Below are 21,579 nucleotides of genomic sequence, written 5' to 3' on the forward strand. Positions count from 1 at the left end.
AAGCCACAGCGCTTATCCATTTTTTGCAAATAAAATCAACCCTATCATAATAACGGCTATACCTGTAAGCCCGATAAAAGAAGGCATGGGATTGTTTAAAAATACCATGCCGCCTATCAAGGCAAAGATCACCTCGCTGGCCTGAGTGGCATCCACCCCCGCAACTTCACTGGAAGTTTGAGCCCGCTCACGCGCGAACAAGAACAGACTAGTCGCAATCACTCCTGATAATAAAGCCACCACGAGTGTATTTGTTATCTGAAGGATGTCTGGTAACTCTGGCTGTACCACGGCAGCTAAAACAAACCAAAAAGGAGCGCTGCCTAGCGTCATTAGCCAAACCTTGTTAAAAGAGTTGCGCAGTAACTTAGTATCTATGCTTGGAATAAGACTAATGGCTCGAGACAGCTTTGACTGCGGTAGCGGCTGCGACTCAATCACACAGTTGTTTTCATAAAAATAATCGGCCATATTTAGCGAGATAATTCTGGGCGCAAGTGTGGTCAGAGGCTGAAAGTCACTGTCCACTGACCAAAATTGTAGCTGGCTAATTTTTTGGGCTTGGTTGGCCCGTTGTGAGTTAATAACCCGAGCATTGTAAGAGGCCTGCCAGACCAATTGACTGCCTATGGGGTAACTAAAAGAGGCGATAAGGCAAGGCAGGGCGCCATAAAGCACAACATGAGATAACGGAATATCAATAATCATACCTGCCGGAGCGGACAGGGCTTCACTGAGATTCACTAGAATGACACCCAGTAAAAGCAGTGCAGCATAAGCGATAAGCTTTTTGTGAAAGCGGTGGCCAAAAGCCATAAGTACCAATAAGCTTGCCACAACAGTGAACATAAAGGTAGCGGCAACCACCCAGCCACTGACATGATCTGCGGCATAACATAGCCCAGCATAAAAAACACCAAAGCCAATACTGCCGGTGAGTATCCAAAATATCCAGTGATCGGTAAACAGTCGCCAAAGCTCGCCAATACGCCTCATACCATGTTGAGCTGCGATGACAAGCGTCAAAATAAGCAAGGTAAATAAATAGCGTAAACTGGCGGACCAAAACCAATGTCCGCCAACATTGCTCATTAGCTCATTTAGAATATAAGTTGAGCTAAAAAATGCACTGGCGATTAAGGTAATAACAATCAGCCTGACCATAAGTAACTCCTTGTAGCTCGGCTGTAGTGGGTTGTTTATTTATTTATTTATTTATTTGCCTTTGGCATCGGCCCAAATGATTTTGTGTAGCTGTAACTGAAGTCTTACTGGTAGGGCATCTGCCAATATCCATTCAGCAAGTTCTCGCGCTAAATTGAGCACATCTACTGCTGCCACATCGCCTTGAGCATCATCATGGACATTAAACATAGGGGAGAACCAGACAGTGCCCACCACTTTATCCAAATTGTGCTCGGCCAATTTTTGTTTGGACCAGTCGTAATCGCTGCGATTCATAATCACAAATTTTAGCTGATCGTGCTGGGTTAAGTACTCTAAGTTCGACCATAGATTCTTATCCGACTCACCGCTACTGGGCGTCTTAATATCCATCACCTTACTGACGGCAGCAGGCACGTCTGCCACTGATAAAGCGCCAGCAGTTTCTAAAGAAATCTCATAACCCTCATCAAGCAGTCTTTGCATCAGTGGTATGGCATTGGGCTGTGCTAGCGGCTCGCCACCGGTTAGACAGATGCGCTTACAAGGGTACTGAGCGATATCGGCCATAATCGCCTCTAAAGACAGACGCTCACCGCCTGTGAAAGAGTAGGTGGTGTCACAATACACGCAGCGTAATGGGCAGCCCGTTAGGCGTACAAATACTGTGGGTAGGCCTGCGGTAAGCGCTTCACCCTGCAGGGAGTAGAAAATCTCAGTCATGCGTAAGCCGGCTTCTGGATCAGTAACAGGAATGGCTTGGCTACGCAGCGGTGTATTTTGAGTCATAATGTGTGCCTTGATGAAAGTGGCATGATTTAACAACAGCCAAATCACGCCATAAAGCGATGAATCGATAAAAATGAATAAAGGTGCTTAGAGTTATCTAAGCACCTTATCTAAATCCGTGAGGCTAATTCTTTTCGTAAAGTAGGGGTAAACCCAACAGTTGTAACTGTCATTATCTGGCTGAAGTCAGTCAGTACCGCTCAGCAAGTATCGTTTAGGTATTAGGTATCAGGTATCTAAGCCATTAAGCCATTAAGCCAGACGCAGTAGCTCATTAATGCTGGTTTTTGAACGGGTTTGTGCATCGACTTTTTTGACGATAACAGCACAATACAAGCTGTGTGAACCGTCTTTTGAGGGCAGGCTACCTGAGACTACCACAGAGCCGGCCGGTACGCGGCCATAAGTAATTTCGCCAGTTTCACGGTCATAAATCTTAGTGGATTGGCCGATATAAACACCCATTGAGATAACAGAGCCCTCTTCAACAATAACGCCTTCAACAATCTCAGAGCGAGCACCAATAAAGCAATTGTCTTCAATGATAGTAGGGTTGGCTTGTAGGGGTTCTAATACGCCACCAATGCCGACACCGCCTGATAAGTGTACGTTTTTACCGATTTGAGCGCATGAGCCCACTGTGGCCCAAGTATCAATCATCGCGCCCTCATCCACGTAAGCACCAATATTGGTATAGCTTGGCATTAATACCACGCCTTTGGCGATAAATGAGCCACGACGTGCTACCGCTGGTGGTACAACACGGACGCCGGCTTCAACGAATTGCTGCTCAGTCCAGTTAGCAAACTTAGTGGGAACTTTATCATAAAACTGTACGTGCTCACCGGTTTGCATAGGGTAGTTATCGTTCAAGCGAAAAGATAAAAGTACCGCTTTTTTGGCCCACTGATTAACGATCCATTCACCGTCTTTTTTTTCAGCGACACGTAGGCTACCGTTATCAAGTTGGTCTAGTATGCTATTTACCGCATCTTTTACCTCTTGTGGCATAGTCGCGGGGCTATATTCGGCACGTTTTTCAAAGGCTTGTTCAATAATTTGTTCTAATGACATAGGGGTTCCAAATAAAAGGGTTTAAGTGCAAAGCGTCCGATTAAACCGGAAAATAACGCTCAAGCTATTGTCGCTAATTTTTTGCTTATTAGCAAATCAGACCACTTAACAGTAGCGGTCAAAGTTTAAGACTGACTTATCTGTGTGTTTAACCAGCTTGCAAGCTCTGCATAGACGTCTTGCTTGTCTGTTTCATGCAGTGGCTCATGGCGCATGAGCGGATATATTTGACGACTTATCTTAGTGAAGCCTTGCTTTTTTAAGCGTTTGGTCAGTTTGCGAATACCTTTTCCCATATTGCCCACAGGATCATTTTCACCACTTACAAAAAACATAGGGAAATCATGGTCTATGGTTTCAGCCCAGTTTTTGTCAAGGCCGGTATCCATTAAGTTGAATAAAGTCCAAAACCCATTATTGGTAAAATAAAAACCACAAAGTGGATCATTTTCATATTCAGCAACCCCTTCAGGATTACGTGCTAGCCAAGCAAAGGGCGAGCTTGAGGATTTGTCTTTTAGTTGGGCATTAAACAGCTTAATCATTGCTGTTGCTAAAACTGGGTTGGGGCGTTTAGGCTGCAACTGATTGAGCACTTTGGCGATGGGTAATGCCACCTTAATTAAGGGGTTATAGTCACTGCTGCCCATGATTATGGCACCAGAAAATTCACTACTGTGCACTTGTAGCACATTGCGCACCACAAAAGAGCCCATAGAATGACCCATAATAAAATGGGGCACATCAGGATAATGAGACTTTAGCTGGTCAGCCATAATGACCGCATCTTTTAGCACGGTTTGTACCGGATATGACTTGGTAAAATACCCCAGCTCTTCGGCATTATTGATGCTGCGGCCATGACCCAACTGATCGTAGGTTAAAACGGCAATGTCTTGATCGGCCAAATATTGAGCAAATTTCTCATAACGACCGCTGTGCTCGGTCATACCATGGACTATTAATAAAGTGGCTTTGGCATTATTTTTAGGTGCATATAAAGTGTGATGTAGAGTATGCGCTTGATCTGAAGACAAAATGGTCTTAGCCATGGAAGGTCCTTATGAGTAGGCATTAATTTTGATCTGTTAAAAAGGTATTTATTTAGATGGTTATGATAGTTCTGGAGTCAACTCTAGCTTAATGCTATGAATGTGAGAGACTTTCTACCTATATTTGACGAATTTTTTGATAAACCGTATAAAAGATACTGTCTAGGTAGTCGGTTATGTGGATATTATAACTTAAATGGCGTGATTACGTTATGCTGTCGTCTGCTTATTGCTTATCTTTTGTGTCACCTTATATTTACCCCCTAAAATGGGTAGTTTTACAGTGATTTATAATAAAAAGGAGGCCCATGAGTTAGGCCTCCTTTTTATTTGATGGTATTTTACGAATTAAAATAGCGCTTAACAGCCAAGCTTACCCTCAGCTTCTAAAGCTTTTTTGCTGCGAATTGGGGCAGGGCAGTCTTCACCATAATACTGACGATCAGCAAAATAGCTTGAGCGAACCATAGGGCCTGCCCAAATGCTAAAGAAGCCGATTTTTTTGCCATAATCCATATAGCGCTGGAACTCATCAGGATGGACATAACGATCGACAGGGGCATGGTTTTTACTCGGCTGCAAGTACTGGCCAATGGTAATCATATCCACATCGTGTGCTTTTAGATCATCAAGTAGAGCGTATACTTCTTCTTCAGTTTCGCCTAGGCCAACCATAAAGCCGCATTTGGTAGCGATATCAGGACGACGCGCTTTATACTGTTTAAGTAAGTCTAGTGAGTGCTGATAATCTGAGCCCGGGCGGAACGCTTTGTACAAGCGAGGCACTGTTTCGATATTGTGGTTAAACACATCGGGCGCGGTTTCGGTTAACAAGTCTAATGCCACATCCATACGACCACGGAAATCTGGCACTAAGATTTCAATTAAGCAATTTGGGCTTAACGCTTTTGACTCATTGATGACATCCACAAAATGCTGAGCGCCGCCATCTTTTAAATCATCACGGTCGACAGAAGTAATCACCGCATATTTAAGTCCCAAGCCTTGAATGGTTTCAGCAGTATGACGAGGCTCATCTTTATCAAGCTCATTAGGACGACCGTGCGCCACATCACAAAATGGGCAGCGTCGGGTACAAATATCACCCATAATCATAAAGGTGGCGGTACCATCCCCAAAGCATTGCGGCAGGTTAGGGCAAGCGGCTTCCTCACAAACGGTGTACAGCTTTTGTTTTCGCAAGGTTTTTTTGATGCGATCGACCTCAGCAGGTGAAGACATCTTAACGCGAATCCAATCTGGTTTTTTAGGCGCTTCAACCGTTGGAATAACTTTAATTGGGATTCGAGCCACCTTGTCATAGCCACGTAGCTTTTCGCCTTTAATGGCTTTTTTTGGTTTAGGTGGTGCTTCCGGCACGAAGGTTTCTACTGTAGTTGTCATAATCAGCTTTTGTCCTAACCCTTGATAGTATTAGGGTTTGTTGGTGGGTCAAATTATAAAAATTATTGCGCTTATTATAGCAGATATTAGGTTAAACGCGGAGAATTCAACCCGATAACAACAGCAAAATAACCTTAAGTTAGTCAGCCTTAATTTTTAATTAAAGTGGATCTTGTAAGTCAATGCCAAGCTCGGTTAGGGCATCAATGGCGGCTCGGAACGCCTCTTGGGTGGTCGGCGCGCCGCAGTAAGGTAAGCTGTGCATGAGTACTTCATGGATTTCGGCAACGGTTGCGCCATTATTAATAGCACCTCGAACGTGACCTTTAAGCTCTTGCGGACTTTTTTGGGCAATTAAAAAAGCCAGGGTAATTAAGGAGCGATACTTACGCGGCAGTATGTCATCATCTTGCCAAGTGCTGCCCCAAGCGTGTTCGATAATCCAGTCTTGAAGTGGCTGAGTGAACGGGGTGGCAGTCTCTAAAGAGCGTTTGACATGCGCTTTACCCATCACTTGGGTACGAACTTCTAGGCCGTTTTTATAAAGATCGCTTTTTGACATCACTGATACTCCTAAATCTACGGTTAAAAAATATAAAAAACAAAAGATAAAAAATATAAAAAACAGTGGGCCTTGCTGCGGACGGCCTAGATTTGTTAGAAATAAGCCGTTCTTTTTTGTGAGCAGGCTCAAGGTTTGTGAGCAAGGTTTGGGGCATGATATGAATGACAATGGTCTCTTATTTTACTGTGCTTACCTAAAATTAATAGGGGCTATGCGTGCTCAATAGTGAGCTGCTGAGCGCTGAAATTATAATATGGGCTGTGCGCCTTGAACTATAGTAGGTATTTTTAAAATAAATATTGGATATGGCCTTAAAAAACCTAGCCTGTGACGTTTGGTGATTAACTTTTTGACCATTTTAGGCTATATTAGTGGCGAAAGTTAAACCCACCTGCAAGGTGCCGGAAGCCACCACAAAAATTTCACTATTGGCGATTTATAGTTATGCAAATTTATAGCTAAGCAAATCGACAATAGTGACCCATCCCAAGTGGAAGCAACCTAGCCTGCATAAAATAATGAAAGAGGACGCTTATTGTGTTAGACGCCTATCGTAAACATGTCGAAGAACGTGCCCAACTTGGTACAGTACCCCTACCACTATCTGAGCATCAGACTGCCGATTTAGTTGAGCTATTAAAAAACCCACCAGCCGGTGAAGAAGAGTTTTTGATGGACCTTTTGGTTAACCGTGTACCTGCCGGTGTTGACCAAGCAGCTTATGTAAAAGCGGCCTTTTTAGCAGCGATCGTAAAAGGCGAAGCAACCTCACCATTAATCACTAAGCAAAAAGCAGTAGATATCCTAGGCACTATGCAAGGCGGTTATAACGTATTGCCTTTAGTTGAAGCGCTAGATGATGCTGAAGTGGCTGAGAACGCAGCAGAAGCTCTAAAGAAAACCCTATTGGTATTCGATGCTTTCAATGATGTGACCGAAAAAGCAGAAGCGGGTAACGCTAAAGCCAAAGAAGTGGTTCAGTCATGGGCTGACGCTGAATGGTTCTTAAACCGTCCTGAAGTACCACAAAAATCGACTTATACGGCGTTCAAAGTAACGGGCGAAACTAACACAGATGATTTGTCTCCAGCACAGGATGCGTGGAGCCGTCCGGATATTCCACTTCACTCATTGGCTATGCACAAAAACTCTCGTGACGGCATCACTGCTGATGAAGAGGGCGTACGTGGTCCAATGAAGCAGATTGAAGCGCTAAAAGAAAAAGGCTTCCCTCTAGCGTATGTGGGTGACGTTGTGGGTACCGGTTCTAGCCGTAAATCTGCTACTAACTCAGTACTTTGGTTAATGGGCGATGATATTCCTAACGTGCCAAACAAACGTGCTGGCGGTCTGGTATTGGGCGGCAAAATTGCGCCTATCTTCTATAACACGATGGAAGACTCAGGTGCACTACCGATTGAAAATGTAGCTGTTGATAACATCAATATGGGCGATGTATTTGATGTTTATCCTTATGAGGGTAAAATCACTAAGCATGACTCAGATGAAGTACTATCAACCTTCAAACTAAACTCAAATACCTTACTAGATGAAGTTCGTGCCGGTGGTCGTATTCCATTAATCGTGGGCCGCGCCTTAACCAACCGCGCTCGTGAATACATGGGTCTTGAGCATTCAGACGTATTTGCAAAACCTGAGCAGCCTGCGTCATCTGATAAAGGCTTTACTTTAGCTCAGAAGATGGTTGGTAAAGCATGTGGTATGGAAGGTGTACGTCCAGGTATGTACTGTGAGCCTAAGATGACCACGGTTGGTTCGCAAGATACCACTGGTCCTATGACTCGTGATGAGTTAAAAGACTTAGCTTGCTTAGGTTTCCAAGCAGATCTAGTGATGCAGTCTTTCTGTCACACAGCCGCTTATCCTAAGCCAGTTGACGTTGAAACTCAGCACACACTGCCAGATTTCATCATGAACCGCGGCGGTGTTAGCTTACGTCCAGGTGACGGTATCATCCACTCATGGTTAAACCGTATGCTTCTTCCGGATACTGTTGGTACCGGTGGTGACTCGCATACTCGTTTCCCAATGGGTATCTCATTCCCAGCAGGTTCTGGCTTGGTAGCTTTCGCAGCAGCGACAGGTGTTATGCCACTAGATATGCCTGAGTCTGTTCGTGTTCGCTTCGTTGGTGAGCGTCAGCCTGGTATCACCCTACGTGACCTAGTACACGCGATCCCATTACAAGCGATCAAAGAAGGTTATTTAACCGTTGATAAAAAAGGTAAAATCAACGAGTTTAACGGCCGTATCTTAGAGATTGAAGGTCTAGAAGACTTAACGGTAGAGCAAGCGTTCGAACTATCAGACGCCTCAGCTGAGCGTAGTGCAGCGGGTTGTACCATCACTTTATCTGAAGAGTCAGTTACTGAGTACCTAAACTCAAACATCACGCTTCTTAAGTGGATGATTGCTGAAGGCTACGGCGATGCTCGTACGCTAAGCCGTCGTATCGAAGCGATGCAAGAGTGGTTGAAGAACCCAAGCTTAATGCGTGCTGACGCTGATGCTGAATACGCCATCGATATGACCATCGATATGAGCCAAATCAAAGAGCCTGTACTGTGCTGCCCGAACGATCCAGATGATGCCAAGACTTTATCTGACGTCGCTGGCGACAAGATTGATGAAGTATTCATCGGTTCTTGTATGACCAACATCGGTCACTTCCGTGCCGCAGGTAAACTGCTACAAGAAGTACCAGCAGGTAGCCTGAAAACTCGTCTATGGATTGCACCACCTACTAAGATGGATGCACGCCAGTTAATGGAAGAGGGCTACTACAATACTTACGCACAAGCCGGCGCACGTACTGAGATGCCAGGTTGTTCGCTATGTATGGGTAACCAAGCACGTATTGCACCAAACTCTACAGCGGTATCTACCTCAACCCGTAACTTCCCGAACCGTTTGGGCCAAGGCGCTAACGTATACCTAGCTTCAGCTGAGCTTGCGGCAGTTGCTGCGGTACTTGGTAAGCTGCCAACGAACGAAGAGTATCAGCAGTACGCTGGCATGCTAAACAGCATGGGCGGTGAAGTATATCGTTACATGAACTTCGACCGTATGGAAGAGTACACCGAAGAGGCGGATAAAATTAACGTGGCGCAATTGTCATAATATGACCTGAAAAACGCTTCGTTATTAAGCAAAACGTCGTTAAACAAAAGGCCCCGTATCCTAAGGATGCGGGGCCTTTTTTTTGCTCGTCTAGATAGCAGTTTTTTGTTTGCAGTGCCTCAATAGTGTGAACTGCCGCTCATCTAAGCATCCGCTTTAGACAGCAGAACTTAATAAGGGCAGTTGGCTTTAGCTGCAGCGGTTACAATTGCTGCTAGACGTATGAATGGCGGGTTCTATATACTGGCTTATGATAATAATTTACGTCAAATACTGGCCCCAAAAAAGCACGCTAGCAATTATAAGCCCATCTACGCCAGTCAACCCAACTTGTTATAAAAAGAGAGCGATATGCAGTACGAGTTTTCAGAGGTGATTAACGGATTAAAACCCTCATTTATCCGCGAAATATTAAAGTTAACGGTTAAACCAGAGATTATCTCCTTCGCCGGTGGTTTACCAGATCCTACCTTGTTCCCACATCAGACCATCAAAGATGCCAGCAATGCCATGTTTGACCGCCAAGACAATGGTATCTTTCAGTATACCACCACTGAAGGTCACTTAGGCCTGCGCCAGTGGATTGCTAAGCGTTTCTCAGATGCTCATGATGTACAAGTCGATGCAGATCAAGTGATGATTGTGTCCGGCTCACAGCAAGCACTAGATTTATTTGGCAAAATCTATATCAACCCACAAGATGGTGTGGTAATGGAGGCGCCGACCTATCTTGGGGCAATCCAAGCTTTTCGTATGTACCAGCCTGAGTTTAAAGAAGTTGAACTGTTAGAAGATGGAATAGATACCGATCAGTTTCGCACTACCATGATGCAGTCAGACAGTAAGTTTTTTTATGGTATTCCAAACTTCCAAAATCCAACGGGTTTAACTTATTCTGCTGATAAGCGTCAGCAAGTGGCCGATATCTTACAAGATAGCGGCAAGCTGATGCTAGAAGATGACCCTTATGGCGCCTTATTGTTTGATGATCCAAATACTCAAGGTATGACTACTCGTCCGATTTATGCACTGGCCCCTGAGCATGTGGTGTATATGGGCTCGTTCTCTAAAGTATTTGTCCCCGGATTTAGATTGGGATGGGTAATTGCACCTAAGCCTGTGTTGGCTAAAATGGTCATCGCCAAGCAAGCAGCTGACTTGCACACCAACTCCTTTGTGCAGGAGCTGCTGTATCAGTATGTCACCACCAATGACTTAGATGCCCATATTGATGTCATTCGCCAGACCTATTCTGCTAAGAAAAGCTGCATGGTAGAGGCCATTCATACTTATCTAGGCGATGAGGTTCAGATGGCACCAGCCAATGGCGGTATGTTTATCTGGGTACGTGTACCAGGCGTGGCCGTGATGGATCTGCTTAAATATGCCATTGATAATAATGTCGCTTACGTACCAGGTGAAGCCTTCTCATTGTCAGGAGAATATAAAGACTATATGCGTCTAAACTTCACAAGCTTAGATGATGAGCAGATTATTGAAGGAATTAAGCGCTTAAAAGCAGCACTGGATGCTTATCGTGCGGCTCAATAATATCGCAATAATTCATTGAGTCAGTCGTAATTTTGCAGGTGCAGACAGTAAAAAGTCACCGATTTAATCGGTGACTTTTTTAACGGCTATTTTTACTGCTTTAGCTATCGCTTAACAGCTCGGTCAAGAATCACACTACTGATTATAAACCGGCTTACGCTTTTCGATAAAAGCCGTGATGCCTTCGATGAAGTCATCCGTTTTGGCCAGTCTAGCTTGCTGATGCACTTCCATATCTAAGGCTTCATTAAGACCCATATAAGCATGGGTGTTAAGCAGATGCTTCATAGTCTCTAATGCCTTGCTAGGCAGGGCGCATAGGCGATTGGCAAGCTTTAACACGGCATCATCTAGCTCATCGGCGCTGACCACGTCATTGACTAAATTTAAATCCGCCATGTCTTTGGCAGTAATCTTATCACCCAGCATGACAAGCTCAGTGGTCTTAGCTGGCCCCACCAGCTGATTTAATAAGTACACGCCGCCGGCATCTGGCACCAAGCCAATATGGACGAAGGCTTGGACAAATTTGGCATTGTCTGCTGTGATACGAAAGTCACAGGTTAAGGCCAAGTTCATACCCGCGCCTGCCACCGCACCTTCTAGCTTAGCAATAATAGGTTTATGGATTTTGCGCAGCAGCAAACTTACTTCACCGGCACCGGTGACCATGGCTGCCAATTTATTTGAGAGCGTCTCTTTATCAAGGCCTTCAGAGATCATCTCTTTGATATCGCCGCCACTAGAGAAGTTGCCACCTGAGCCTTGTAAAATAATGACACGTACCTGCTCATCATTATTCGCCTCTTCTAGACTTTGTATGACAGCATTTTTTAGCGGGGTACTAAATGCGTTAAGGCTTTTTGGGTCGTTTAAGGTAAGGGTAGCAATGTGATTATCAACGCGATACAGCACGATATCTTGAGACTGGGTCATAAGCGACCTCCTGACGAATTTAAGAAAAAATAACGAGTCAGCCAAGTTTGGCAAACCAAATTTGTTGATGATAAATGGGCACTTACAAAGCCACTAAGGCTATGCTCAGTGCCCTAATGCAGCACTTATATGTTATACAGGTTTCTGCTTAATCATACAAAAACAATTGGTTGCGTTCATAGCAAGATTTAGTTATTCGAGGTGGCCTTTTGTAACAGTTGTACGAATCGATCCACTTGCATCTCAGGTGTGGCCCAAGAGGTGACCAAGCGGGCGATACTAAAGCCGTTATCTAGCTGCTCCCATTCATAAAATTCGAAGTCATTTTTTAAGGTGGCAATCAGCGCCTGCGGCATAAGTGCAAATACTTGGTTACTTTGAGCAGGAACAAATAGCTCAATGCCACAAGATTGGATGCCTTCCGCTAACTTTTTGGCCATAGTGTTGGCATGATGGCACAGCTCAAGATATTTGTTGTCTTTTAACAATACCTCAAATTGTAACGCCAGAAGATAGCCTTTGGCCATTAAGCCGCCATGACGCTTTAGGTAAATATTAAAATCGGTGGCGATTTTTTTATTAGGAATGATCAAAATCTCACCGAACATAGCCCCCATCTTAGTGCCACCGAACCAAAATATATCGGTTAGCTGGGCATAGTCAGCGATACTCATGTCCTTATCATCAGGATTAGCATGGCTACTGGCAATGGCAGCACCCAACCGTGCCCCATCCATAAATAGATACATATCATGCTTGCGGCAATAATCTGAGATGGCCTTAAGCTCATGATAACTATATACGGTACCAAGCTCTGTGGTGTTGGAGATATAGACGGCTTTGGCACGCACGACATGCGGCGTGAAACTGTGGCGAACTCGCACCTTATCTAAGGCCTCTATGGTCAATTTGCCATCTTTAGACTCCGCCAAAATAACTTTGTGTCCTGTCGCCTCAATAGCGCCGGCCTCATTGACCGCAATATGGCCGGTATCACAGGCAATGATGCCATCAATAGGGGTCAGCATGGCATCGATGCATACCAAGTTGGCCTGAGTGCCTGTGATACCAAAGTGAATGGCAATATCTGGATCAGACAGCTGTGCTTTTATTTGGTCGCGTACCCGCTCAGAGTACTCATCGAAGCCATAGCCTTTATGTTGTTGTAAGTGGGCATCGTGCATGGCAGTGATGATGTCAGGGTGGGCGCTTTCGCTATAATCGTTTAAAAAATGAAACATAACTTGGTTTTAAACTCTCTTAGATTAAGGTTTTGAACGTTAAAAACAAAAAGGAGCTACTAAACAATACGTTAAGTAGCTCAAGGAAAACCCATCAATACGATGAGTCAGATCTATATAGGCGGCTAACGACTACTCATCATTTTCGAAGCTGGCATCGGCCATATAATGATCCGGCGTTAGATTAATAAAGCGAGTATATTGACCTTCAAAGGCAAGGCGAACGGTACCAATAGGGCCGTTACGTTGTTTACCGATAATAATCTCTGCCACACCCTTTAAATCTGAGTTCTCATTATAAACCTCATCGCGATAGATGAAAGTAATTAAATCCGCATCTTGCTCAATGGCGCCTGATTCACGCAAATCAGACATGATAGGGCGTTTGTTAGGACGGTTCTCTAAGCTTCGGTTCAGCTGTGATAAGGCAATCACTGGGCAGTTTAATTCACGGGCTAAAGCTTTTAAGCTTCGAGAAATCTCAGAAATCTCTTCCACACGGTTGCCGCTTAAGCTGGGTACTTTCATCAATTGTAGATAATCAACCACCACCATGCCCATTTTGCCATCATGATTTTTGGCAATACGGCGACAACGTGACCGCAGCTCAGAGGGCGGAAGGGCGGTACTGTCATCGATGTATAGGTTTTTGTCTTGCAAGTGGGTAATGGCATTCATCATGCGTGCCCATTCATCCTCATTCATTTGGGCAGAGCGCAGACTGGTTTGGTTAATCTGACCCCAAGAGGACAGCAAACGCATCACAATAGATTCAGCTGGCATCTCCATTGAGAACACCACCACGGGTAGGTTTTCGTGGAAAAGCACACCTTCGGCTAAGTTCATCGCAAAGGTAGTCTTACCCATAGAAGGGCGGGCGGCGACGATAATAAGATCCCCAGGTTGTAGGCCTTGGGTCTTGTTGTTGAGCTCAGTAAAGGGGGTTTTAAGACCAATCATACCGTCTGGATTGTTTTTAAGCTCATCCATTTGTTCGACGACGTTGACCAGTACTGAGCCGATATCCACCGGACCTCGCTGCTCAGCCCGCTTGTTGTGCTGCTCGTTAATGGCGAAGATTTTAGACTCTACTGTGTCAAGAATTTCACTCACCCCGCGCTCACGTGGGTCATAGGCGAGTGCTAGCATCTCATTGCCAGTGGTTATTAATTGGCGTAAAGTAGACAGCTCACGCACCCGCTGTGCATAGGCAGTTAGGTTAAATAAGGTGCCGGGGCTTTGGGTTAAGATATCTGCCAGATAGCTTTCGCCGCCAGCTTGCTTGAGCAGTTTTTGGGAGCTTAGCCAGTCATGCACCATGACTGTGTCGTAAGGCTCATTAATTAATGCCAAATGCGAAATGGCGGCAAAAATATGCTGATGGCGGCCTGCGTAGAAGTCATCTTTTGAGACGATCTCAGAAATCTTATCAAAAGATTCCTCAATGCTCATTAAAGAGGCAATCAACGCTTTTTCGATATCAATATTATGGGGTGGCTGCTGGCTAAGTAGATCAGTTAAGCCAACATCATTGTTCTGTTGTGGGGCGGTTTTCTTTTTGCTATCGGCCATAATTTTCGGGTCTTTATCAGGGGGCTACAATATAAATAAGCTTGGCCATGTTAGGCTGGCAAGAAGCTAAGGGACAGTGAGGTTTTACGCAATAAACATTATAATTTTAATAGAAGATAGAGTGGTATATGGTGGGTATTGCTCTATATTTAAAGGGCTAAGCTAATATATGCTTTTGAGGCAGTAGGCTAGATTAACAAAAGCCTTGATGACGGCACTGCTGTCTTTGCTGCTGTATATTAGGGCTAGAAGTTTATCACATTGAAGCTTGGTTCAGGCCAGATTTTGTTATCATAAAAGGGTTGCTATTTTAAAAAATGAGGCATAATTAACAATTGTTTTAGCCAAAAACTCACTCTAAATTTAATACCGCCACGGCTTAAAACCATCTGGCAGCATTTAACAGCAAATATAAAAACCATCACTATATTCATCCATGCGATAACCATTAAGGCCACCTTTATGAGCACAACTTATCCGCTGACCAAAACTTCCTCTATCAATGTCAAACCTAGCAGTGCCTCGTTGGTGGTTACCACAGGCGAGCCAGCGGGGATAGGGATGGACATCCTATTACAATTGGCCATGCAGCAAAAATTAGGCGAGCTGAGCTATCCGTTAATCGTGTTGGCTGATGAGGCCGCCTTACAGCAGCGCTTTGAGCTTATTTATGGTAGCGGTGTCTCTAAGCTAAGCGGGCCGCTTTGGCAGCGGATTGAGTCGGTAAATGACTTGCAGCAGATATCAGGGCAGACAAAAGGCAACGCTTTACCGCAGTTTTATTTGCTGCACGTGGGCTGTGCTGAGCCTGTGGTGGCCGGACAACTTAATGTCAATAACGCCGCCATGGTGGTTCAGCAGTTACAAATTGCGCATCAATGGGCAGCGTCAGGGGCTGCCAGTGCCATTGTCACCGGGCCACTGCAAAAATCGGTGCTAATAGATGCCGGTATTACCTTAGAAGATGGCGGTATGTTCACCGGCCATACTGAGTTTTTTATGCAAAAAAGTGGCTGCCAAAAAGTGGTAATGATGCTGGCCAATAGTGCCATGAAAGTAGCCTTGGTCACCATTCATATGCCCCTAAGACAAGTGGCTGATGCCATAACGGCAGACAATGTGCGTCAGACAGTGCGCATTGTTTTGAATGATTTGCGCCAAAAGTTTGGCCTGCCAAATCCTAAGATTTTAGTCTGTGGCCTTAATCCACATGCAGGAGAAGACGGCCATCTGGGCACTGAGGAGATGGATATTATTAATCCGGTGCTGCGTGAGTTTCAGCAGCAAGGGGCGAATATTTCACTGGCCATGCCTGCAGATACTTTATTTACCACCCGTCACTTACAAGATTGTGATGCGGTGATTGCCATGTATCATGATCAAGGGTTGCCGGTATTAAAGTCGCACGGCTTTGGAGATACGGTGAATTTAACTTTAGGGCTACCTTATATCCGCACCTCGGTGGATCATGGTACTGCACTTGATTTGGCAGGCAATTCGGCCACAAGTGATGTTCAGCCAAGTAGCAGCAGCTTGTGGCAAGCGCTTATCATGGCTGAGGCAATGGTCCACTCACAGCAGAAGTAAGCTGAGCTTTTTAGCCACAAGCTCACGCTTTAGCACTGCAAATTATGCTACACTAAATCCTTTTTTAATTGATAAATATCGACTTATGACGCAATCAGACACTACAAAACATCCGTTACACAATACCCTGCAGCGGGCAGCCAAGCACCAGCCTCGCAAACGCTTTGGGCAAAACTTCTTGCATGATGCCAGTATTATCAGTGAAATTGTTGACGCTATTGGGCTTAATCGTGATGATAACTTGGTTGAGATTGGACCAGGGATGGGCGCTTTAACTGAGCCGCTGCTAGAGCAAGTTGATGCGATGACCGTCATTGAGCTTGATCGTGACTTGGCAGGCAGTTTACGCATCCGTATTGGGGCCAACAGTCATCCAAATTTCACCATCGTGAATGCCAATGCGATGCAATTTGATTACCATAGCTTGTATGATGCTGACAGTGAAATTCCAAAAAAACTGCGTGTGGTCGGTAACTTGCCCTACAATATCTCAACGCCCTTGTTGTTCACCTTGCTTGAGTATGCCGATATTATTGAAGACATGCATTTTATGCTACAAAAAGAGGTGGTGGAGCGCATTACCGCAGAAGTGGGCAGTAAAATATATGGCCGTTTATCGGTAATCATGCAGTATTTTTGTGACACCCAATATTTATTAACGGTACCCAGAGGCGCCTTTAATCCGCCACCAAAAGTGACCAGTGCTGTGTTCCGTCTGCGCCCACATCAAGTGAAGCCGGTGCAAGCTGACGATGAAAAACTGTTCGCTTTGGTGGTGCGCGAAACCTTTAATCATCGCCGCAAAACCTTGCGTGCTATTTTTAAACAGTCCTCACTCATGCCCACGTTGACCGATGAGGATCTGGCGAGCATAGGCATTGATGGCAATGCGCGTCCTGAAACTTTGGATGTGAATGATTTTGTGGCGCTCAGTAACTTGGTGATTGCTAAGCAAGCAGAGCAAGAGCAGCTGTAGGCTGGCTGATAGATGCTTATCGTGTTTTATGTCTAATAAACAAGCGGTTCACAGAGTGTCTGCTATAAAAACTCACCTGCAATAAGAGTAAATACTATCAATTAATATAGAGTGATGCTATGAAGTACCGAGCCGAGTACGTAATCGGAGACCTACAAGGGTGTTATGCCGCTTATCTTGAGTTGTTAGATAAGATAGATTTTGACCCAAAGCAAGACAAGCTGTGGTTTGTCGGCGATTTGGTGGCACGTGGCGAGGACTCATTGTCAACTTTGCGCCATGTCAAAAATCTGTGTGAGCAGGGCGCTGCTGCCACGGTACTGGGCAATCACGATATCAACTTAATTGCGGTTTGGCGTGGTTTTGCGCCTTTAAAAAAGAAGGACAAAACTGAAGATATTATTAATGCACCTGATTGTGACGAGTTGTTAAATTGGCTGCGTCGCCAGCCGCTGCTGCTTTGTCCAAACGAGCACACAGTGATGGTACACGCCGGTATCCCACCACACTGGAGTATCAAACAGGCCAAACGCTATGCCCGTGAAGTCGAAACGCAGCTGTCTAGTAGCTTGTTTCAATTAAACCGAGTGTTGCCTAAGCTTTATAGTGGTGAGGCCGATGAGTGGTCAGAGCACCTTAATGGCTTTACTCGTATTCGCGCCATTACCAACTACTTCACAAGAATGCGTCTGTGCAAAAAAGATGGTGCGCTTGAGTTTAACTTTAAGTCAAGCTTAACCGATGAGATGCCTGCTGATTTTCGGCCTTGGTTTGAGTGGCAAGTGCCACGTGAGCGTAAGATATTGTTCGGTCACTGGGCAGCGTTAAAGGCCGAGGTGGATTTGCCTAGTGCCAGAGCTTTAGATGGTGGCTGCGTGTGGGGCAATTGCTTGGTGGCTTATCGCTTAGAAGATGGCAAGATATTTAGTGCCTCTGAGCGCTGCCCTAAAGACTAGGGATTGCAGCACACAAGGGGTAAATGCCAGACCTAAGCTTATCTTTAGTCAATGACAGGCATAAAAAATACGATGTTATCTTAGTTGATAATATCGTATTTTTTTGACCAAAACACAGCTTAGGCCACTTAAGGCGCTGCTGAGTATTTACTGAGCAGTTAAGCCACCATCGACGATGAACTCTGATCCGGTGGAGTAACTAGAGTCATCGGAGGCTAAGAACAGTACCATGGCGCTGACCTCCTCAGGCTGAGCCACCCGTTTTAGAGGGATGCTTTTTGCGAAATTCTCTACGGCTGTCTTGGTGTCGCCTTGCATAATCATAGGTGTGGCAATCACTCCAGGATGCACGGAGTTGACTCGGATGCCATACTGTGCCAGCTCTAAAGCGGCCGCCTTACTCATACCGCGCACGGCAAATTTAGAGTCGGTATAGCCGATAGCACCACCGACCAATCCATTAATAGAGGAAATATTAATAATAGAGCCGTGCTCACTCTTTTTCATTGAAGGTACCACAGATTTCATACCTAAAAATACCGAGACTTGGTTAATCTCAAGAATACGGCGGTATTCATCTAATGAGGTGTCTAATAGCGACTTTGCCATAGTAATACCGGCATTATTGACCAAGACATCAACGGGGCCAAAATGCGCCTCTGTGGTGCTCACAACGTGCTGCCAATCCTCTTCATCGGTCACATCATGCTTAATAAATAGTGCCTTATCACCAAGCTTAGCGGCCAATGCTTGTCCTTTTTCGGCATTAATATCGGTGAGAACCACTTTTGCGCCCTCTGTCAGACACAGGCGAGCATGGGTCTCGCCCATACCTTGTGCTGCACCAGTAATAATAATAACTTTGTCTTGTAAACGGGCCATCTTGCCCTCCCTTTTTTATAGTGAATTTATGCTGGGTGTCATCGCTAAAGACACACAGTATCGCATGGTGTCTTATGTGACGGATCATAGAAGATGTTTTACACCCAATAGGTCAGACTATAGTAGCCCAAGCAGCACAAGGTATTGTTTAGGGTTTGTAGGACATAAATAACCACAGTTAGCGGTGATACTCATGCCCCCAAACTTGCGAATTACTCAGGCAGTTTGGGAGGGTTTTTGGGTTTAGGTAAGGGCGTTTTGGCATTTTTGGTTTTGTCCTGTTTTTCTGGGGCAGCAGGGTCTATATCTTCGGTCTCGCCAATAGGCGTCATAACCTCTGTGACCTCGCCAATAGGCGTCATAACCTCTGTGACCTCGCCTAAGCTTTCTGCGCTCACCAGTTCAAACTCAGCATCATCAAGTACCACCACTTTTTTGTCAATTGTGGGCGGCTGATCACCGCTATGATCCAGCTTTTGTTGGAACTCATTTTTTTGAGCGGCTTCCTCTAAGCGCTTGGCATCGATACTGACGCCCTCAGGCATGATGCGTACACTTGACAGACGACGCACGGCGAAGTGTTTGGGAAACAGCTTGTTTTTTTGAGTCTTATTGGTATCTTCATGAATCATATAGCCTTGGCTGTCGATTTTGGCATATTTCATCGGCTCAGGACGCGGTAAAAAGAAATCACGGGGCTGGGTAAACAGATGGGTATACATCAGCTTACTTAGCGTCTTCCACTCGACCACTTTAACGCCTTTAGAGCGTAAGGCCACAATCATAGCCAGCGAGAAACTGACCAATAAGTTGGTAATACCGATTAAAACCACCCCAAGTAGTGAAATGATCACCAGACCAAACCCAAAGTCATCGGCTGGAATATTGAACATTCCGTGTGAGAAGTTAGCTGATGCAAAGGCAATATGGCGAATATCAAGCGGCATACCAAAGATAAAGCCGACGGTGGCAGTACTGCCTAAAAACACACCAAATAAGAAGTTACCCATAATGGCGCCTAAGTTGTTTTCGACAAAAACCCCTAAGCGCTCAACTGAGTGTTTTGGCAAAAACTTAAGCAATAACTTATGACGGCTGATACGCTCACCGATATTGTTAAATAAAGCCAAATTGTCATAATAACCAGCGATCAGGCCGGACATAAATAAGAACACCCCAGCGATGGCAGCATGAAAAATAGCCAAGGAATGAAAAGGGTCTAAATCATGCAATAAGTGTTCTGCCTTATCGCCACCAATCATAGGCTCACCACTGACTTGTAGCCAAACAAAGGAGATAATGAGCGCCAGTGGCATGGCAATAAGTACGTTACCCATGATGGCGATAAATTGGGTACGTATGATGTCAACCATCAGCTCTGATAGCTTGGCCAATTGATGCGACTTTTTGCCCGAGCTGTCAGAGATGGTAGAGGCAATAGCGGCTGCGGTCATGGCAGGCTGCTTGGTAGCCACCGTACCGTGAATAATATGAATAAACACGAAGCCGAGGCCGTAAATCATACTGTTCACAAAAGCTCGGCTCATAGGCGCCAAATCTAGGTCGTAAGACAGGATTTTTATGGTGGCCATAAAGGCAATGATAAAGCCCCCAACCGCCGCCATCTTAAACATTTTTTTATAACCGGATTTGTCGGTGCTGATGTAGTGCTCACCGACACGACCCGAATTTTCAGTGATTTTGCGTGACAATAGCTTGGTGTTGTTATTGATTAAATAACCAATGCTGTAGCGGCGTTTGACACTGACGATAATGGCTTGTGCCAGCTCAATGATGGCGCGGTCACGATTTTTGTGATTATCAGCGAGCAGCTCACTTAAGATGCGCATTCTTTTTAGGCTTTGCTCAAGGCGCAGCAGCATATTGGTCAAGCGAATTGAGATACCCGTCTTATAAATACGCTTACGTACCGTACTCACGATATTATCGCACTGCTCAAGCATCACCAATAGTGGGGCAGGGTCAATTTGCTGCCGCGGTGTCACATCTTTGTAGTTGTCTAATTGATGCGCTTCTCGATACTCATTGGCAAACAATACCGCCTCTTGGTTTTGTGCCACAAAGGCAGCAGAATAGTCGAGCATCTGCGGATAGGCCTTCATTAAATCAGGGTGCAGGCCTATGCCACTCACACGGTAAGATAAAATGACCATGGCATTTAAGATATTGTTTTTTGCGGTGGCAACTAAGTCAGAGTGTGCGTCATCGACCATCACCAAGTCGACCAGCTCATCCCATAGCCGGCTGTCGATGCTGGCAAGCCAACGCTCATCGTGTTTGCCATCGAATAAATAAGCCACAAGCTCAACAATAGAATCATCTTCTGGAAGCAGGGGCACAAAGCGGTGGCCAATTAAGCGCATAAGGCTATTGGAGAAGGTTTGATCTGATAAGATACCGGTATCGGTAAATAGCGACATGCGGTGGTATTTATTTAGTAAGGTCAACACGAATATGGCCAGGCCGTTGGCGTATTCTGGATGCTTACGTAGCAGCTCATTCAGCGCTCGAATCTGCTCATTAATACAGGCTGGGTTGTCTTTATATTCGGTCTCTGATACTCGCAAAGTATCAATTAATCTTTTGAGCACATAAGGCTCAGGGGTGTCGCTTAGTGCATTTATTTTATGCAAAATATCTTTTAATTCTGCCACTTAGTTACCCTTAT

Annotated in this window: 16 protein-coding genes; 5 read left to right on the top strand and 11 right to left on the bottom strand. The window is 45.1% G+C overall.

Translation table 11 applies throughout. From position 1 onward, the window contains the following. Positions 1-12 precede the first annotated feature (12 nt). The 6 genes from MN210_RS05020 to MN210_RS05045 all read right to left on the bottom strand — a co-directional run bounded on the left by MN210_RS05020 (position 13) and on the right by MN210_RS05045 (position 6,045). A complete protein-coding gene (locus MN210_RS05020) occupies positions 13-1,164 on the bottom strand; it encodes a multidrug resistance efflux transporter family protein (RefSeq protein ID WP_338412669.1) in 1,152 nt (383 codons plus the stop codon). Between the two features lie 51 nt (positions 1,165-1,215). Further along, positions 1,216-1,953: a 7-carboxy-7-deazaguanine synthase QueE gene (gene queE, locus MN210_RS05025; RefSeq protein WP_241879396.1), complete on the bottom strand. Its 738-nt coding sequence runs from the start codon at positions 1,951-1,953 to the stop codon at positions 1,216-1,218. A gap of 252 nt (positions 1,954-2,205) precedes the next feature. Next, positions 2,206-3,027 (bottom strand): 2,3,4,5-tetrahydropyridine-2,6-dicarboxylate N-succinyltransferase, encoded by an 822-nt coding sequence (gene dapD, locus MN210_RS05030; RefSeq protein WP_338412670.1) that lies wholly within the window; start codon positions 3,025-3,027, stop codon positions 2,206-2,208. Positions 3,028-3,152: 125 nt separating this feature from the next. Continuing rightward, positions 3,153-4,079, bottom strand: coding sequence for an alpha/beta fold hydrolase (locus MN210_RS05035; RefSeq protein ID WP_338412671.1), 927 nt, complete (start codon positions 4,077-4,079; stop codon positions 3,153-3,155). Positions 4,080-4,439: 360 nt separating this feature from the next. After that, the gene (gene lipA / locus MN210_RS05040; protein WP_011960169.1) at positions 4,440-5,483 is read right to left on the bottom strand and encodes a lipoyl synthase; all 1,044 of its coding nucleotides are present in this window, start codon (positions 5,481-5,483) and stop codon (positions 4,440-4,442) included. Between the two features lie 160 nt (positions 5,484-5,643). After that, the gene (locus MN210_RS05045; RefSeq protein ID WP_241879398.1) at positions 5,644-6,045 is read right to left on the bottom strand and encodes a carboxymuconolactone decarboxylase family protein; all 402 of its coding nucleotides are present in this window, start codon (positions 6,043-6,045) and stop codon (positions 5,644-5,646) included. 540 nt (positions 6,046-6,585) lie between these two features. On the opposite strand from MN210_RS05045, the gene acnB reads away from it, so the two are divergent. Together acnB and MN210_RS05055 are read left to right on the top strand one after the other, a co-directional pair. Beyond that, positions 6,586-9,189 carry a bifunctional aconitate hydratase 2/2-methylisocitrate dehydratase gene (gene acnB / locus MN210_RS05050; protein ID WP_011960171.1) on the top strand — a complete coding sequence of 868 codons (2,604 nt, stop codon included), beginning with the start codon at positions 6,586-6,588 and terminating at the stop codon, positions 9,187-9,189. Between the two features lie 351 nt (positions 9,190-9,540). Beyond that, positions 9,541-10,740, top strand: coding sequence for an aminotransferase-like domain-containing protein (locus tag MN210_RS05055; protein ID WP_338412672.1), 1,200 nt, complete (start codon positions 9,541-9,543; stop codon positions 10,738-10,740). 135 nt (positions 10,741-10,875) lie between these two features. Here the strand turns inward: MN210_RS05055 and MN210_RS05060 are convergent, their stop codons facing one another. The 3 genes from MN210_RS05060 to dnaB all read right to left on the bottom strand — a co-directional run bounded on the left by MN210_RS05060 (position 10,876) and on the right by dnaB (position 14,489). Then, on the bottom strand, positions 10,876-11,676 hold the full coding sequence (locus tag MN210_RS05060; protein ID WP_110816400.1) for an enoyl-CoA hydratase/isomerase family protein: 801 nt from the start codon (positions 11,674-11,676) through the stop codon (positions 10,876-10,878). Between the two features lie 188 nt (positions 11,677-11,864). Continuing rightward, a complete protein-coding gene (locus tag MN210_RS05065) occupies positions 11,865-12,917 on the bottom strand; it encodes a threonine aldolase family protein (protein WP_338412673.1) in 1,053 nt (350 codons plus the stop codon). A gap of 132 nt (positions 12,918-13,049) precedes the next feature. Beyond that, positions 13,050-14,489, bottom strand: coding sequence for a replicative DNA helicase (dnaB, locus tag MN210_RS05070; protein WP_425605637.1), 1,440 nt, complete (start codon positions 14,487-14,489; stop codon positions 13,050-13,052). 462 nt (positions 14,490-14,951) lie between these two features. Between dnaB and pdxA the strand changes: the two genes are divergently transcribed. The 3 genes from pdxA to MN210_RS05085 all read left to right on the top strand — a co-directional run bounded on the left by pdxA (position 14,952) and on the right by MN210_RS05085 (position 18,008). Next, the gene (gene pdxA / locus MN210_RS05075) at positions 14,952-16,076 is read left to right on the top strand and encodes a 4-hydroxythreonine-4-phosphate dehydrogenase PdxA (protein WP_338412674.1); all 1,125 of its coding nucleotides are present in this window, start codon (positions 14,952-14,954) and stop codon (positions 16,074-16,076) included. An 85-nt stretch (positions 16,077-16,161) separates the two neighbouring features. Beyond that, positions 16,162-17,052 (top strand): 16S rRNA (adenine(1518)-N(6)/adenine(1519)-N(6))-dimethyltransferase RsmA, encoded by an 891-nt coding sequence (rsmA, locus tag MN210_RS05080; RefSeq protein WP_338412675.1) that lies wholly within the window; start codon positions 16,162-16,164, stop codon positions 17,050-17,052. Between the two features lie 119 nt (positions 17,053-17,171). Beyond that, positions 17,172-18,008 carry a symmetrical bis(5'-nucleosyl)-tetraphosphatase gene (locus MN210_RS05085; protein ID WP_110816404.1) on the top strand — a complete coding sequence of 279 codons (837 nt, stop codon included), beginning with the start codon at positions 17,172-17,174 and terminating at the stop codon, positions 18,006-18,008. A 147-nt stretch (positions 18,009-18,155) separates the two neighbouring features. Here the strand turns inward: MN210_RS05085 and MN210_RS05090 are convergent, their stop codons facing one another. Together MN210_RS05090 and MN210_RS05095 are read right to left on the bottom strand one after the other, a co-directional pair. Beyond that, positions 18,156-18,890, bottom strand: coding sequence for a glucose 1-dehydrogenase (locus tag MN210_RS05090; RefSeq protein ID WP_011960179.1), 735 nt, complete (start codon positions 18,888-18,890; stop codon positions 18,156-18,158). A gap of 212 nt (positions 18,891-19,102) precedes the next feature. Continuing rightward, on the bottom strand, positions 19,103-21,565 hold the full coding sequence (locus MN210_RS05095; RefSeq protein WP_338412676.1) for a site-specific recombinase: 2,463 nt from the start codon (positions 21,563-21,565) through the stop codon (positions 19,103-19,105). Positions 21,566-21,579: the final 14 nt, after the last annotated feature.

This window comes from Psychrobacter raelei (assembly GCF_022631235.3).
GTDB lineage: Bacteria > Pseudomonadota > Gammaproteobacteria > Pseudomonadales > Moraxellaceae > Psychrobacter > Psychrobacter raelei.